Genomic DNA, 15,724 nt, shown 5'->3' on the forward strand with positions numbered 1-15,724 from the left:
GAACTAAGCGCTTGCTCGGCCCAGGGGGTTGTGCGGAGCGCGGCACGTTCTTAGCATCATCGATGTTACATCAGTTGTGTCATACCGCTGGGGGCTCGATGGCGACACCAGGGAACGGCCCGCGCGGCCCACTCGACGGCCTGCGGGTGGTGGAGCTCGCCGGCATCGGCCCCGGCCCTTTCGCCGCGATGCTCCTGGCCGACCTGGGCGCCGACGTGGTGCGCGTCGACCGCCCCGGCGGCGCCGGACTCGGCATCGACCCGGCCCGCGACCTCACCAACCGCAACAAGCGCTCCGTGCTCGTCGACCTCAAGGCCCCGGACGGCCCGGACACCGTCCTGGACCTGGCCGCACGCGCCGACGTCCTCATCGAGGGCTACCGGCCGGGCGTCGCGGAGCGCCTCGGCGTGGGCCCCGAAGCCTGCCTGGCCCGGAACCCGAAACTGGTCTACGGGCGGATGACGGGCTGGGGCCAGGACGGGCCGCTCGCCGAGCGCGCCGGGCACGACATCGCGTACATCGCGCCCACCGGCACCCTCTCCGTGATCGGCCGGCCGGACGAGCCGCCCACCGTCCCTGCCAACCTGCTCGGCGACTACGCGGGCGGCTCGCTCTACCTCGTGGTCGGCATCCTCGCCGCCCTCCAGCACGCCCGCACTCCCGGCGGCACCGGACAGGTGGTCGACGCGGCGATCGTGGACGGCGCCGCCCACCTCGCCACGATGATCCACGGCATGCTCGCGGCCGGCGGCTGGCAGGACCGGCGCGGCGCCAACCTGCTGGACGGCGGCTGCCCGTTCTACGGCTCGTACGAGACCGCCGACGGGCAGTACATGGCGGTGGGCCCGCTGGAGCAGCGGTTCTACGACGAGTTCGTCGAGCTCCTCGGCATCGCGGAGACCGCCCCGGACCGCAACGACCTGGCCCGCTGGGACGAGCTGCGCGGCGCCGTCGCGGACCGGTTCCGCACCCGTACCCGCGCCGAGTGGACCGAGGTCTTCGACGGGTCGGACGCCTGCGTCGCGCCCGTCCTCTCGCTCCGCGAGGCCCCGCACCATCCCCACCTCGCCGCCCGCGCCACCTTCGTGGAGCACGGCGGACTCACCCAGCCCGCGCCCGCGCCCCGCTTCTCGGCCACGCCCACGTCCGTACGCAGCGGACCCGTCCTGCCGGGCGCGGACACCGAAGCCGTCGCCGCCGACTGGGACGTGCCCGGCCTGCGGACCACCCGGAAGGACACCACTCCCTGATGCAGCGGCAGATCTTCACCGAAGAGCACGACGCCTTCCGCGAGACCGTGCGCACCTTCCTCGCCAAGGAGGTCCTTCCGCACTACGAGCAGTGGGAGAAGGACGGCATCGTCTCCCGCGAGGCGTGGAGCGCCGCCGGGCGGCAGGGCCTCCTCGGCCTCGCCGTTCCCGAGGAGTACGGGGGCGGCGGCACCACCGACTTCCGCTACAGCGCGGTGCTGGCCGAGGAGTTCACCCGGGCCGGCACGCCCGGAATCGCGCTCGGGCTGCACAACGACATCATCGGTCCGTACCTCACCGGCCTCGCCACCGACGAGCAGAAGCGGCGCTGGCTGCCCGGCTTCTGCAGCGGCGAGACCATCACCGCCATCGCCATGACCGAACCCGGCGCCGGCTCCGACCTCCAGGGCATCCGCACCACCGCCGAGGACAGGGGCGACCACTGGCTGCTCAACGGCTCCAAGACGTTCATCTCCAACGGCATCCTCGCCGACCTGGTGGTCGTCGTCGCGAAGACCACCCCGGAGGGCGGCGCCAAGGGCCTCTCGCTGATCGTGGTCGAGCGCGGCGCGGAGGGCTTCGAGCGGGGCCGCAACCTCGACAAGATCGGCCAGAAGGCGCAGGACACGGCCGAGCTGTTCTTCAACGACGTGCGCGTCCCCAAGGAGAACCTGCTCGGCGAGCGCGACGGCGCCTTCATCCACCTGATGACCAACCTCGCCCAGGAGCGCATGGGCATAGCCGTCGCCGGGATCGCCGCCGCCGAACACCTCCTGGAGATCACCACCGCGTACGTCAAGGAGCGCGAGGCGTTCGGCCGGCCGCTCTCCAAGCTCCAGCACATCCGCTTCGAGATCGCGGAGATGGCCACCGAGTGCGCCGTCACCCGGGCCTTCCTCGACCGCTGCATCGTGGACCACTCCGACGGCACCCTCGACGCGGTGCACGCCTCGATGGCGAAGTGGTGGGCGACTGAACTGCAGAAGCGCGTCGCCGACCGCTGCCTCCAACTGCACGGCGGGTACGGCTACATGAGCGAGTACCCGGTGGCCCGGGCGTTCACCGACGGCCGCATCCAGACCATCTACGGCGGCACGACCGAGATCATGAAGGAGATCATCGGCCGCTCGCTGCTCGCCTGACTCCGGCTCCTGAACCACGCCCGCGCCACCACCCCCGAAAGGCAGCTGTCTTGAGTACCGAAGCGTTCGTCTACGACGCGATCCGCACCCCGCGCGGCCGCGGCAAGGCCAACGGGGCCCTGCACGGCACCAAGCCCATCGATCTCGTCGTCGGCCTGATCCACGAGATCCGAAACCGCTTCCCCGGCCTGGACCCGGCCGCCGTCGACGACATCGTCCTCGGCGTGGTCAGCCCGCTCGGCGACCAGGGCTCCGACATCGCCCGGATCGCCGCCATCGCGGCCGGACTGCCCGACACCGTGGCCGGCGTCCAGGAGAACCGCTTCTGCGCCTCGGGCCTCGAAGCCGTCAACCTGGCCGCCGCCAAGGTGCGTTCGGGCTGGGAGGACCTGATCCTCGCGGGCGGTGTCGAGTCGATGTCCCGGGTGCCGATGGGCTCCGACGGCGGCGCCTGGGCGATGGACCCGATGACCAACTTCGAGACCGGCTTCGCCCCGCAGGGCATCGGCGCCGACCTCATCGCCACCATCGAGGGCTTCTCCCGCCGCGATGTGGACGAGTACGCCGCGCTCTCCCAGGAGCGGGCCGCCGAGGCGTGGAAGGACAACCGCTTCGCGCGGTCCGTCGTCCCCGTCAAGGACCGCAACGGCCTCGTCGTCCTCGACCACGACGAGCACATGCGCCCCGGCACCACCGCCGACTCGCTCGCCGCGCTCAAGCCCTCCTTCGCGACGATCGGCGAGATGGGCGGCTTCGACGCGGTGGCGCTCCAGAAGTACCACTGGGTGGAGAAGATCGACCACGTCCACCACGCGGGCAACTCCTCCGGCATCGTGGACGGCGCCTCCCTCGTGGCCATCGGCAACCAGCAGATCGGGGAGCGCTACGGCCTCACCCCGCGCGCCCGTATCGTCTCCGCCGCCGTCTCCGGCTCCGAGCCCACCATCATGCTCACCGGTCCCGCCCCCGCCACCCGCAAGGCGCTCGCCAAGGCCGGGCTGACCATCGACGACATCGACCTCATCGAGATCAACGAAGCCTTCGCCGGAGTCGTCCTGCGCTTCGTCCGGGACATGGGCGTCTCCCTCGACAAGGTCAACGTCAACGGCGGCGCCATCGCGCTCGGCCACCCGCTGGGCGCCACCGGCGCCATGATCCTCGGCACCCTCATCGACGAGCTGGAGCGCCGGGACAAGCGCTACGGCCTCGCCACGCTGTGCGTGGGCGGCGGCATGGGCATCGCCACCGTCATCGAGCGTCTCTGACCGTCCCCTTCCTACGGAGAAGACACACCCATGACCGAGAGCACGACCATCCGCTGGGAACAGGACGAGACCGGCGTCGTCACCCTCGTCCTGGACGATCCCCACCAGTCCGCCAACACGATGAACCAGGCGTTCAAGGACTCCATCGCGGCCGTCGCCGACCGCGCCGAGGCCGAGAAGGACTCCATCCGGGGCATCATCTACACCTCCGCCAAGAAGACCTTCTTCGCCGGTGGCGACCTCAAGGAAATGATCAGGATCGGTCCTTCGAGCGCGCAGCTCGCGTTCGACACCGGAACCGCCATCAAGAACTCGCTGCGCCGCATCGAGACCCTCGGCAAGCCCGTCGTCGCCGCCATCAACGGCGCCGCGCTCGGCGGCGGTTACGAGATCGCGCTCGCCGCCCACCACCGCATCGCCCTGGACGCGCCCGGCTCCCGCATCGGCCTGCCCGAGGTCACCCTCGGCCTGCTCCCCGCGGGCGGCGGCGTCACCCGCACCGTACGCCTCATGGGCATCGCGGACGCCCTCCTCAAGGTCCTCCTCCAGGGCACCCAGTACACCCCGCGCCGCGCGCTGGAGAACGGCCTCGTCCACGAGGTCGCCGCCACGCCCGAGGAGATGCTGGACAAGGCCCGCGCCTTCATCGACGCCCACCCCGAGTCCCAGCAGCCCTGGGACGTCAAGGGCTACAGGATCCCCGGCGGCACCCCCTCGCACCCGAAGTTCGCCGCGAACCTCCCGGCCTTCCCGTCGAACCTGAAGAAGCAGATCGCCGGGGCGCCCATGCCCGCGCCGCGCAACATCCTCGCCGCAGCCGTCGAGGGCTCCCAGGTCGACTTCGAGACCGCCCTGACCATCGAGGCCCGGTACTTCACCGAGCTGGTCACCGGCCAGGTCTCCAAGAACATGATCCAGGCGTTCTTCTTCGACCTCCAGGCCGTCAACTCGGGCGCCAGCCGCCCCAAGGGCATCGAGGAGCGCCAGGTCCGCAAGGTCGCCGTCCTCGGCGCCGGCATGATGGGCGCGGGCATCGCGTACTCCTGCGCCAAGGCCGGCATCGACGTCGTCCTCAAGGACGTCTCCGCCGAGGCCGCCGCCAAGGGCAAGGCGTACAGCGAGAAGCTGCTCGACAAGGCGCTGTCCCGCGGCCGTACCACCGAGGCGCAGCGCGACGAGCTGCTGGCCCGGATCACCCCGACCGCCGAGGTCGCCGACCTCGCGGGCTGCGACGCCGTGATCGAGGCCGTCTTCGAGGACACCGCCCTCAAGCACAAGGTGTTCCAGGAGATCCAGGACGTCGTCGAGCCCGACGCGCTGCTCTGCTCCAACACCTCCACCCTCCCGATCACCGTGCTCGCCGAAGGCGTCTCGCGCCCCGTCGACTTCATCGGGCTGCACTTCTTCTCGCCGGTCGACAAGATGCCGCTGGTCGAGATCATCAAGGGCGAGAAGACCGGTGACGAGGCGCTGGCCCGCGCGTTCGACCTGGTCCGCCGGATCAGGAAGACCCCGGTCGTAGTGAACGACTCGCGCGGCTTCTTCACCTCGCGCGTCATCGGCCGGTTCATCAACGAGGGCGTCGCCATGGTCGGCGAGGGCGTCGAGCCCGCCTCCGTCGAGCAGGCCGCCGCGCAGGCCGGCTACCCGGCCAAGGTGCTCTCCCTGATGGACGAACTGACCCTCACCCTGCCGCGCAAGATCCGCAACGAGACCCGCAAGGCCGTCGAGGAGGCGGGCGGCACCTGGCCCGGCCACCCGGCGGACGACGTGATCGACCGGATGGTGGACGAGTTCGGCCGCCCCGGCCGCAGCGGCGGGGCGGGCTTCTACGAGTACGACGAGACGGGCAGGCGCACCCGCCTGTGGCCGGGCCTGCGCGAGCATTTCGGGGGTTCCGGGGGTCGCTCCCCGGACGGACGCAGCACGCGACCCGGGACGGACATCTCCTTCACCGACATGCAGGAGCGGATGCTCTTCTCCGAGGCGCTGGACAGCGTCCGCTGCCTGGAGGAGAACGTCCTGATCACCGTCGCCGACGCCAACATCGGCTCCATCATGGGCATCGGCTTCCCGCCGTGGACCGGCGGCGTGCTCCAGTACATCAACGGCTACGAGGGCGGCCTGCCCGGCTTCGTGGCCCGCGCCCGGGAACTCGCCGAGCGCTACGGGGACCGCTTCCTGCCGCCCGCGCTGCTGGTGGAGAAGGCGGAGAGGGGCGAGACCTTCCACGACTGACCCGCCGCGCCGGGTGCCGTACCGCCGTTCCCGGGCGGTACGGCACCCGATGCGTTCACTCGGCGGTGAACGCCGCCCGCAGCTCCTCCTTCAACGACCGCTGGAACGCGGTCACCAGGGCCTGGAGCACCATCGGCTGCATGTGCGCGGACAGCGACTTCATCACCTTGACGTGCTCGGGGTCCGCCTCCCGCTCCCGGTACGGACTCCACACCTCGTCCCGGAAGAGCCGGGTCAGCTCCTGCGCGGCGGACCGGGTGTGCTCCATCAGGACCGTACGGGCGGCGAGGATCGTCTCGTGCGCGATCGGCACGTCGAGCAGCTCCACACCGAGCCGCAGCAGCCCCGGGTCCACCCGGAAGACCCCGTCCTCGGGCGCCGACCGCTCCAGCACCCCCATCGCGGCCAGCCGGTCGAGGTCCTGGTCCCCGAGCGGCCGCCCGGCCCGCCGCTCCAGCTCGGCCCGCGAGGCGTCCTCCGCCGAGTCCGGCGCCCAGGACGCGACGAGCGCCCGGTGGATGGCCAGATCGTGGGCGCTCAGATCGGGCGGCAACTGCTCCAGGTAGCGTTCGATCGCGGCGAGCGTCATGCCCTGGTGCTGAAGCTCCTCGATGAGCGCCAGCCGCGACAGGTGGTCGTGCCCGTAGTGCCCGACCCGGCGCGGTCCGATCACCGGGGGCGGCAGCAGCCCCCGGGTGCTGTAGAACCGCACCGTCCGCACGGTCACCCCGGCGCGAGCCGCCAGCTCGTCGACGGTGAGCTTCGGCTCCTCGGCCTCGGTCGCCATGTCCGCTCCTCGTATCCGGTGCTGCGCCCCACTCGGTGCAACAGTATTGCTGTCTCACCACTGATGTGAAAGCGCCGGAACCTACGACCAGTCACCGCCGCCTCGGTGGAGCCCCCCGTCGCCGGCCCCAGGGCGGGCTCTCCCTATGCTCCGGGCATGAAATTCTTCCGGTCGCGCGGCACAGGTACGAAGCCGTCCCCCGCCACCCGGGCCGCCGAGCTGTATCGGGCCGGGCGCTACGCCGAGGCGGAGACGCAGGCGCGCGCCGTGGCCCGGTCGCGGCCGCGCGACAGGGAAGAGCTGCTGGGGGCGCTGACCGTGGTCGCCGTCTCGACCGGCGCCCAGGGCCGCCACGCCGAGGCCCTGACCGCGTACGACGAGGCATTGTCGGTCTCCCGCAGGCTCTTCGGACCCGGTCACTGGCAGACGCTGAAACTGCGGTCCGACCGCGCGCAACAACTGGCCTCGCTGGGCCGGCACGCCGAGTGCGAGGCGGAGAGCGAGGCCGTCGTCCGGGCCGCGGCAGGCAACACGCATCCGGAGACGCGGCGCGTGGCGGCGGCCGCCACCAACGGAGTCGTCTTCGCCCTCAACGCACAGGGCCGCCACGCGAAGGCCGAGACGCTGGCCCGCGACGCGCTGGCGCAGCTGCGCGAACCGCACCGCATCCGCCTGGTGCTGCAGATCGGCCTGGCCCGCAGTCTGAACGGCCAGGCACGCTACGGGGAAGCGCTCGCCGAGTCCGCGACCGCCGACGCGTTCCACCGCGCCCTGCCCGAGGGGCAACGCGGCCCGGAGGCGGGGGCCGTGGACCTGGTCGCCGCCACCGCCCTGCTGGGACTGGGGCGCGTTGCGGAGGCCCGGACCCGGGCCTCCGCCGCCCACGACACCTGCCTGACCTCCTTCGGACCGGACCACCGCCGCACCGTGGAGGCCCGCGAGCTGCTGGACCGCTTCGACACCGCCTGAGCGGGTGCCCCGGCCGCACTCGTGGCCCGGCAGGGCCGGCGGCCTCGCCCGCTGCGCACGGCCGCATACTGGATCACGCGGGCCCGGCCGCTTCGGTCCGGCGCCCACCGAGCCGCCGGGAGCACCGCATGAGCAGCAGCAACGACCCCGCGCCACCCCCGCCCGGTGGCGTGCTGTGGAGCCTGTCCGGCGATGTGCGGGCCCTGCTGATGCTGCCCGCCGCCCTCACCCTCCAGGTCGCCCACCCCGCCGTCGGGGCGGGCGTGGACGAGCACTCCGTGTTTCGCACGGACCCCTGGGGGCGCGGCGAGCGCTCCCTCAGCTCGCTCCAGCTCTGGGTGTACGGAGGTGAGGAAGCCGCCGAGGAGGGGCGCAGGCTCCGCCGCCTGCACCGCACCATCCAGGGCACCGACACCCGGGGCCGCCCCTACCACGCCCTGACCCCGGCCAACTACGCCTGGGTGCACGCCACCGGCTACCCCGTCTACCGGCACGCCGCCCGCTATCTGCTGCGCCCGCTCAGCCGCGAGCAGGAGCGCGCGCTGTACGCGGAATGGCTCCAGGTGGGACGGGTGCTCGGCATCCAGGACCGGGACATGCCGCAGACCATCGAGGAGTTCTGGCCGTACTACCGCGCCATGCTGGCCGACGAGATCGAGAAGACCCCCGTCGTCGCGGAACTCGTCGCCACCGACACCGCCGTCCCGCCGCCGGACCGGGGCCCCTGGGCGCTGCGGCTGCTGCTCGGGGCGCTGTGGCCGGTGCTGCTCCCGCCGCTCGCCCGGTTCCGCTCCTTCCTGACCGTCGGGCTGATGCCGGCCGATGCCCGCGAGGCCATCGGCCTGGAGTGGACCGACGCGCAGGAACGCGCCCTGCGGCGGTTCTGCGCGGTGCTCCGGCTCGTCGTCCCCGTCCTGCCGGAGCGCCTGCGCTACCTGCCCCGGGCCCGCCGCGCCCGGGCGGCGTACCGGGCCCGCACGCGCGGGCTCAGGCCGAGGCGCGGCGGACCAGCCGCGTCGGGGTGATCACCGACTCCGGCCCCGCGCCCCCGCCCTCCAGCCGCTCCATCAGCAGCCGGACCATCAACCGGCCCATGCCCACGACATCCTGACGTATCGTCGTCAGCGGCGGATCCGTCGCCTCGGCGACCGACTCCATGTCGTCGAAGCCCACCAGCGCCACCTCCTGCGGCACCCGCCGCCCCCGCTCCCGCAGCACCCGCAGCGCACCCGACGCCATCAGGTCGTTCGCCGCGAACACCGCGTCCAGGTCCGGCCGCCGCGCCAGCAGCTCGGCCATGGCCCGCGCACCGCCCTCCACCGTGAAGTCGCCGTCCGCGAGCAGCGCGGGATCGGCCTGCGGCAGGATGTCCCCGTAGCCGTCGATCCGGTCGAGCGCCGAGGTCTGGTCGCGCGGGCCGGCGATGTGCGCGATGTGCCGGCGGCCGAGCCCGGCCAGATGCCGTACGGCCTCCCGGGCACCGCCCCGGTTGTCGCAGTCCACGAAGGGCACCGCGTCGGTCGGCGCACCCGGCCGCCCGGGCCGGCCGCCGTAGACGGCCGGGACGCGGAAACGCCGGATGGCGGCGGGGAGTTCGTCGTCGGTGTGCAGGGAGAAGGCCAGCACCCCGTCGACATGGCCCCCGCCCAGATAACGGCTGACCCGCTCGAAGTCTCCCCGGCCCTCCACCAGCAGCAGCACCAACTGTGCGTCGTGCGCATTCAGTTCGCGGCTGATGCCCCGGATGTGCTGGGAGAAGAACGGGTCGGAGAAGATGCGCACCTCGGGCTCGTCGATGATCACGGCCACCGCCCCGTTCCGCCGGGTCACCAGGGTCCGCGCCGCATGGTTCGGGATGTAACCCAGCTCCTCGACCGCCTTGCGCACCTGGTCCACGAGCGGCTGCCGGACGCCTGCGCCCCCGTTCACCACCCGCGAGGCCGTCGCCCGCGAGACTCCGGCACGGGCCGCCACCGCTTCCAGCGTGGGGCGCGCGTGGAGCGGGGCATCGGGGGACGGACCGGGCACGGGACGCTCCTCTGTGGCACAGCGGGGCCGGCCGGTCGGCCGGCCCCGCCAGCCTAGGCGTATTGCCCTGTCCGGCGAGGGCCGGGCCGGTCCCGACGGCCGGAGCGGTCTGCCCGTTTCATGAAACGAACCGTGCACGGGTCTGTCGCGGGCCGCCGCGCCGCAGGTACCTTCCGGCCATGCCGATCGCGCCGACGGCCGGGGGACGGCGGCTGCCCCGGCGCGGCCGTGCCCGCGATCTCGCCCTGGCGGTCGTCTCCGCCGCCCTGACCGTCCCCCTGCTCAGCGTCCCCTCCGACGCCGCCCGCACCACCGCGCCCCGCACCGGCTTCGAGGTCTCCGGCGGAGCGCGGTGGACCGGGCAGTCCGAGGAGGCGTCCCTGCTCGCGGGCCTCGCCCGGAGCGGCGACCGGGTCTCCGTGCGGCGGATCGGCACCACGGCCCGGGGCCGCCCCCTGCGCCTCGTCCGCATCGGCAGCGCCGGCCCCGACGCGCTCACCGTGCTCCTGGTCTGCGGCCAGCACGGCGACGAACCGGCAGCGCGGGAGGCGTGCCTGAGCACGGTCCGGGACCTCGCGTACGCCACCGACGCGCGCACCCGCGCCCTCCTCGCCCGGACCGAGATCCTGGTCGTCCCCACCGCCAACCCCGACGGCCTCGCGGCGGGGACCCGGGCCAACGGCGACGGCGTGGACATCAACCGGGACCACCTCGCCCTGCGCGGCGCGGAGGCCCGGGCCGTCGCCGCCGTGCTGCGCGACCACGAGCCCGAGGTGATCGAGGACGTGCACGAGTACGCCGCGACCGCGCCGTACTACGACGAGGACCTGCTCGTGCTGTGGCCCCGCAACCCCAACACCGAGGAGTGGTTGCACGACGAGGCGCGCGCCCTGGCCCTGGACCGGGTGCGGCCCGCCGCCGAGAAGGCCGGCTTCGACACCGGTGTCTACGGCGTCTGGACCGACCCGGCCACCGGCCGCCCGGTCAAGCGGAGCGCGGGCGACGGCCAGGAGCGCCTCCTGCGCAACATCGCCGGCCTCACCCACGCGGTCGGACTGCTGACCGAATCCCGCACGGACGCGCTCTCCGCCGAGGAGCGCGCCGACCCCGCCCTCAACGCCCGCCGCCGCGTGACCTCCCAACTCGTGGCTCTCGACGCGCTCTTCCGGTACGCGGACGAGCAGCGCGCGAGCATCGCCGCCGCGACCGCCGCCTCCCGCGCGGCGGGGGCCGCCGACCGGGGGCCCGTGTTCCTCGCGGGCTCGGACGAGGGGGTCCCGGAGCCGGGTGACACCCTCACCGACCCGCCGTGCGGCTACCGCCTCACGAAGGAGCAGTTCGCGGGCGTCCGCGACGAACTCGCGCTGCACGCCGTCACCTCCCGCCCCGACGGTGACGGGGTCTACGTGCCCCTGCGGCAGCCCGCCCGGAAGCTGATTCCGCTCCTGCTGGACGGACGGGCCGCATATCACCTCACAAACGGTCAACCCGATACCGCTTGTTGATCCCGAAAGATGCACTTTGGGTGTGGTACTGCCTACGGAGAGCTTTTTGTCGGCTTCCGTGAAAGGTGCCATTCGTGTCGCAGGACGATCAGAGAACGGGCGGCAGAGGGGACGTGCCGGTGACGGCCGACCTCCCCGGAGAACCGGGCCACGGCCGGCGCCCCGTCACCGACCGGGTGGTGTTCGGTGTCACGGCCGGCCTCACCCTGGCCTTCGTCATCTGGGGGGCCACCGCCACCGACTCGCTGGAGGACGTCTCCGACAAGGCCCTCAACGGCCTCATCCACAACGGCGGTTGGGCGTTCATGCTGGCCGCGTCCGGATTCGTGGTCTTCGCCCTGTGGCTCGCTGTCAGCCGGTACGGAAACATCACCCTCGGCCAGGAGGACGAGGAGCCGGAGTTCCGCACGGTCTCCTGGGTCGCGATGATGTTCAGCGCCGGCATGGGCATCGGTCTGATGTTCTACGGGGTCAGCGAGCCGCTCGCCCACTTCACCGACCCGCCGCCCGGCACCCGCCCCGCCGACGCGGCCGAGGCGATGCAGACGGCCATGGCCACCACCCTGTTCCACTGGACGCTGCACCCGTGGGCGATCTACGCGGTCGTCGGCCTCGGTATCGCGTACAGCACGTTCCGGCGCCGCAGGCGGCAGACGATCAGCGCCGTCTTCGAGCCGCTGATCGGTCCCCGCCACGCCCACGGCGGCCTCGGCCGGTTCATCGACATCCTGGCCATCTTCGCGACCCTCTTCGGCTCGGCCGCCTCGCTGGGTCTCGGAGCCCTTCAGATCGGCAGCGGCTTCCACGAGCTGAACTGGAAGGAGAAGACCGGCACCGGACTGCTCGTCCTGATCATCGCCGTGCTGACCGTCGCGTTCATCGCCTCGGCCGTCTCCGGGGTGGAGAAGGGCATCCAGTGGCTGTCCAACATCAACATGGTCCTCGCCCTGATCCTGGCCGTGTTCGTGTTCATCGCGGGCCCCACGATCATCGTGCTCGACCTCATTCCGACCTCGATCGCCTCCTACTTCGGCGACCTCCCGCAACTCGCCGGCCGTACGGAGGCCACCGGTGAGGGCGAGGTGGCCGACTGGCTCGGCAGCTGGACCGTCTTCTACTGGGCCTGGTGGATCTCGTGGACGCCCTTCGTGGGCATGTTCATCGCCCGTATCAGCAAGGGCCGGACCATCCGCCAGTTCATCGGCGGCGTCATCCTGGTGCCCAGCACCGTGAGCCTGATCTGGTTCGCCATCTTCGGCGGCACCGCCATCAAGCTCCAGGAGGGCGGCAAGCTCGGGGGCGCCGACACCCAGGAGGCGCAGCTCTTCGGCGTGCTCCAGCAGTTCCCTGTCGCCACGCTGATGAGCATCCTGGTGATGGTGCTCGTCGGCATCTTCTTCGTCTCCGGCGCGGACGCCGCGTCCATCGTGATGGGCACCCTCTCCCAGAAGGGCATCCTCGAACCCGCCAAGTGGGTCGTCATCTTCTGGGGCGTCGTCACCGGCGCGGTCGCCGCCATCATGCTGCTCATCGGCAACGGCAAGGGCGACGCCCTGGCGGGCCTCCAGAACCTGACCATCCTGGTCGCGGCCCCGTTCACCATCGTCATGCTCGGCATGTGCGTGGCCCTGATGCGCGACCTGCGCCAGGACCCCCTGATCGTGCGCCGCGAGTTCGGCGTCGAGGCCGTGGAATCGGCGGTCATCGAGGGCCACGCCAAGTACGACGGCGACTTCGAGATCCGCATCGGCCCGGGCGGCAGCCAGATCACCACGGAACGCCACGACCGCGACCGCCCGGGAGGCTCCACCCCGGCCTGAGGAGCCCGCCGGGGGCGGCCCGCCGGCCCCGGCCCCTCACCCCACCAACAGCGCCGCCTCCCGCGCGCAGCCCAGTGCCACCGTCACGCCCGCGCCCCCGTGCCCGTAGTTGTGCACCAGCCGGCCGCCCCCGGCCAGGGGCTCCGCCTCGATGCGGACTCCCGCGTCCCGGGCCGGGCGGAGGCCCACCCGGTGGCCGATGACCTTCGCGTGGGCGATCTCCGGACGCACCCGGGCGCAGCGGGCCACGATCTCCTCCGCCGTACGGGGATCGGGTGCCGCGGTCCAGTCGTCGGCCGTCGCCGTGCCGCCGAGCACCAGCCGGCCCGGCTGCGGGAAGAAGTACGTGGTCTCGCTCGACGCCGGGTCCGCCTCCGTGAACCACTCCCGTATCCCCGGGTTCTCCACCAGCACCAACTGCCCGCGCACCGGGCGCACCCCGGCATCCGGGACCAGGTCGCGGGCGCCGAGCCCGGCGCAGTTGACCACCGTCCCCGCCTCCGCGGCGGCCTCGGCGAACGAGGTGACCGTGCGGCGCTCGACCGCACCCCCGGCCGCCCGTACCCGGTCCTCCAGCCACGCCAGGTGCGCCGGCATGTCGATCAGCGGCAGCCGGCACCGCAGACCCCCGGCCGTCTCCACAGCGTCCCCCAGCTCCCCGGCCCACGCCCCGAGGTTCGCCAGGCGCTCGCCCCGGTGGAGCCCTTCGACCAGGCGTACGCCGGTCTCCTCCGGGCGCAGGGCCAGCTCCTCGTACCACCGCAGCGCGGCCAGCGACCAGTCGCCGACGCGGTCCAGCGGCTCGATGCGGTAGGGCCACCACAGGGCGCCCGCCACGGCCGAGGTCGTGTCGCCGGCCGGCTCCCGGGACCACACCCGCACCCGGTGGCCCCGCTCGGCCAGCACCTTCGCCGTGGTCAGCCCGCTGACCCCGCCGCCCACCACGATCACGTCCGCCACCACTGCCGCCTCCCGGTCCTCGTACCTGCCCCGGACCCTAGGCGGCCTCCCGCGCGCCCGGCGGAGCGCCCCCGGCCGATTAGGATCTGCACCCTGATGACTGCCACTCTCGTCGCCAAGGATCTCGCCGCCGGACACGGCGACCGCACGCTGTTCGCCGGGCTCGACCTCGTGGTCGCCCCCGGTGACGTGATCGGTCTCGTCGGAGTCAACGGCGCCGGAAAATCGTCCCTGCTCCGGCTGCTTGCCGGTCTCGACCAGCCGGAGGAGGGCGAGCTGCGGCTCTCCCCGCCCACCGCCACCGTCGGCCACCTGCCCCAGGAGCCCGAGCGGCGCCCCGGCGAGACCGTACGGGAGTTCCTGGCCCGCCGGACCGGCGTCGCCGAGGCCCAGGCCGCCATGGACGCCGCCACGGAGGCCCTGGTCGAGGGGGCTCCCGGGGCGGACGACGCGTACTCCGAGTCCCTGGAGCGCTGGCTCGCCCTCGGCGGCGCGGACCTGGACGAGCGGGCCGAGGAGACCGCCGCCGAACTCGGCCTCACCGTCGGCCTCGACCTGCCGATGACCGCGCTCTCCGGCGGCCAGGCGGCCCGCGCCGGACTCGCCTCGCTCCTGCTGTCGCGCTACGACGTCTTCCTGCTCGACGAGCCCACCAACGACCTGGACCTGGACGGCCTGGAACGCCTGGAGAAGTACGTCTCCGGGCTGCGCTCCGGCACCGTCGTCATCAGCCACGACCGCGAGTTCCTGATGCGCACGGTCACCAAGGTCCTCGAACTCGACCTGGCCCAGCAGCAGATCAACCTGTACGGCGGTGGCTACGCGGCCTACCTGGAGGAGCGCGAGCGGGCCCGGCTCCACGCCCGCGAGGAGTACGAGGAGTACGCCGGCAAGCGCTCGGCGCTGGAGAGCCGCGCCCTGATGCAGCGCTCCTGGATGGACAAGGGCGTCAAGAACGCCCGTCGCAAGGCCACCGACTCCGACAAGATCGGCCGTAAGTTCCGCAGCGAGTCCAGCGAGAAGCAGGCCGCCAAGGCCCGGCAGACGCAGCGCATGATCGAACGGCTCGACGTGGTGGACGAGCCGCGCAAGGAGTGGGAACTGCGGATGGAGATCGCCTCCGCGCCCCGCTCCGGCTCGGTCGTCGCCACCCTCCGCGAGGCCCGCGTCCTGCGCGGCGACTTCGTGTTCGGCCCCGCGTCGCTCCAGATCGACTGGGCGGACCGGGTCGCCATCACCGGCGCCAACGGCTCCGGAAAGTCGACCCTGCTGGCCGCGCTCCTGGGCCGCCTCCCGCTGGACTCTGGGCACGCGAGCCTGGGCTCCGGCGTGGTCGTCGGCGAGGTGGACCAGGCGCGCAAGCTGTTCCACGGCTCGGAGACGCTCCTCGAGGCGTTCTGCGCGGCGGTCCCGGAGACGGAGCCCGCGGACGTACGCACGCTGCTCGCCAAGTTCGGTCTGCGCGCCGACCACGTGATGCGCCCGGCGACCACCCTCTCACCGGGGGAGCGCACCCGTGCGGCGCTCGCCCTGCTCCAGGGCCGGGGCGTCAATCTCCTGGTGCTGGACGAGCCCACGAACCATCTGGACCTTCCGGCGATCGAACAGCTGGAGACGGCGCTCGACTCGTACACCGGAACCCTGCTCCTGGTGACGCACGACCGCCGGATGCTGGAGGCGGTGCGCACGACGCGCCGGATCGAGGTGGCGGAGGGTCGCGTCACGGAGGCCTGACCCCCGTTTGGCATACCAAAGGGCGA

12 protein-coding genes are annotated in these 15,724 nt (G+C 72.6%); 9 read left to right on the forward strand and 3 right to left on the reverse strand.

The genetic code is table 11. The annotated features are described in order from the left end of the window. Nucleotides 1-98 precede the first annotated feature (98 nt). Genes ACLQ2N_RS04155 through ACLQ2N_RS04170 form a run of 4 tightly spaced genes read left to right on the forward strand, consistent with a single transcriptional unit; the run spans nt 99 to nt 5,895 of the window. Nucleotides 99-1,250, forward strand: coding sequence for a CaiB/BaiF CoA transferase family protein (locus ACLQ2N_RS04155; protein WP_425809118.1), 1,152 nt, complete (start codon nt 99-101; stop codon nt 1,248-1,250). Continuing rightward, nucleotides 1,250-2,392: an acyl-CoA dehydrogenase family protein gene (locus tag ACLQ2N_RS04160; RefSeq protein WP_425809120.1), complete on the forward strand. Its 1,143-nt coding sequence runs from the start codon at nt 1,250-1,252 to the stop codon at nt 2,390-2,392. The genes ACLQ2N_RS04155 and ACLQ2N_RS04160 overlap by 1 nt, the downstream gene beginning before the upstream one ends. Before the next feature lie 50 nt (nt 2,393-2,442). Then, nucleotides 2,443-3,657: an acetyl-CoA C-acetyltransferase gene (locus tag ACLQ2N_RS04165; protein WP_425809122.1), complete on the forward strand. Its 1,215-nt coding sequence runs from the start codon at nt 2,443-2,445 to the stop codon at nt 3,655-3,657. Between the two features lie 30 nt (nt 3,658-3,687). After that, on the forward strand, nt 3,688-5,895 hold the full coding sequence (locus ACLQ2N_RS04170; protein WP_425809124.1) for a 3-hydroxyacyl-CoA dehydrogenase NAD-binding domain-containing protein: 2,208 nt from the start codon (nt 3,688-3,690) through the stop codon (nt 5,893-5,895). Between the two features lie 55 nt (nt 5,896-5,950). Here the strand turns inward: ACLQ2N_RS04170 and ACLQ2N_RS04175 are convergent, their stop codons facing one another. Then, the gene (locus tag ACLQ2N_RS04175) at nt 5,951-6,682 is read right to left on the reverse strand and encodes a MerR family transcriptional regulator (RefSeq protein ID WP_425809126.1); all 732 of its coding nucleotides are present in this window, start codon (nt 6,680-6,682) and stop codon (nt 5,951-5,953) included. 156 nt (nt 6,683-6,838) lie between these two features. On the opposite strand from ACLQ2N_RS04175, the gene ACLQ2N_RS04180 reads away from it, so the two are divergent. Both ACLQ2N_RS04180 and ACLQ2N_RS04185 read left to right on the forward strand, forming a co-directional pair. Next, nucleotides 6,839-7,651 carry a tetratricopeptide repeat protein gene (locus tag ACLQ2N_RS04180; protein ID WP_425809128.1) on the forward strand — a complete coding sequence of 271 codons (813 nt, stop codon included), beginning with the start codon at nt 6,839-6,841 and terminating at the stop codon, nt 7,649-7,651. A 128-nt stretch (nt 7,652-7,779) separates the two neighbouring features. After that, nucleotides 7,780-8,676, forward strand: coding sequence for an oxygenase MpaB family protein (locus ACLQ2N_RS04185; RefSeq protein ID WP_425809130.1), 897 nt, complete (start codon nt 7,780-7,782; stop codon nt 8,674-8,676). Here the strand turns inward: ACLQ2N_RS04185 and ACLQ2N_RS04190 are convergent. Then, nucleotides 8,639-9,679, reverse strand: coding sequence for a LacI family DNA-binding transcriptional regulator (locus ACLQ2N_RS04190; protein WP_425809132.1), 1,041 nt, complete (start codon nt 9,677-9,679; stop codon nt 8,639-8,641). The two genes, ACLQ2N_RS04185 and ACLQ2N_RS04190, sit on opposite strands and share 38 nt — an antisense overlap. Before the next feature lie 179 nt (nt 9,680-9,858). Here ACLQ2N_RS04190 and ACLQ2N_RS04195 point away from each other — a divergent pair, with 179 nt between their 5' ends. Further along, entirely contained in the window at nt 9,859-11,184 is a 1,326-nt protein-coding gene (locus tag ACLQ2N_RS04195; RefSeq protein ID WP_425809134.1) for a M14 family metallopeptidase, read from the forward strand. A 74-nt stretch (nt 11,185-11,258) separates the two neighbouring features. Further along, nucleotides 11,259-13,004 (forward strand): BCCT family transporter, encoded by a 1,746-nt coding sequence (locus ACLQ2N_RS04200; RefSeq protein WP_425809136.1) that lies wholly within the window; start codon nt 11,259-11,261, stop codon nt 13,002-13,004. Between the two features lie 36 nt (nt 13,005-13,040). Here ACLQ2N_RS04200 and ACLQ2N_RS04205 read toward each other — a convergent pair whose 3' ends face one another. After that, complete coding sequence (locus ACLQ2N_RS04205) at nt 13,041-13,964, reverse strand: FAD-dependent oxidoreductase (protein WP_425810193.1); 924 nt, start codon at nt 13,962-13,964, stop codon at nt 13,041-13,043. A 96-nt stretch (nt 13,965-14,060) separates the two neighbouring features. Between ACLQ2N_RS04205 and ACLQ2N_RS04210 the strand changes: the two genes are divergently transcribed. Further along, nucleotides 14,061-15,698 carry an ABC-F family ATP-binding cassette domain-containing protein gene (locus tag ACLQ2N_RS04210; protein ID WP_425809138.1) on the forward strand — a complete coding sequence of 546 codons (1,638 nt, stop codon included), beginning with the start codon at nt 14,061-14,063 and terminating at the stop codon, nt 15,696-15,698. Nucleotides 15,699-15,724 lie beyond the last annotated feature (26 nt).

This window comes from Streptomyces sp. DT224 (genome assembly GCF_049844595.1).
Lineage (GTDB): Bacteria > Actinomycetota > Actinomycetes > Streptomycetales > Streptomycetaceae > Streptomyces.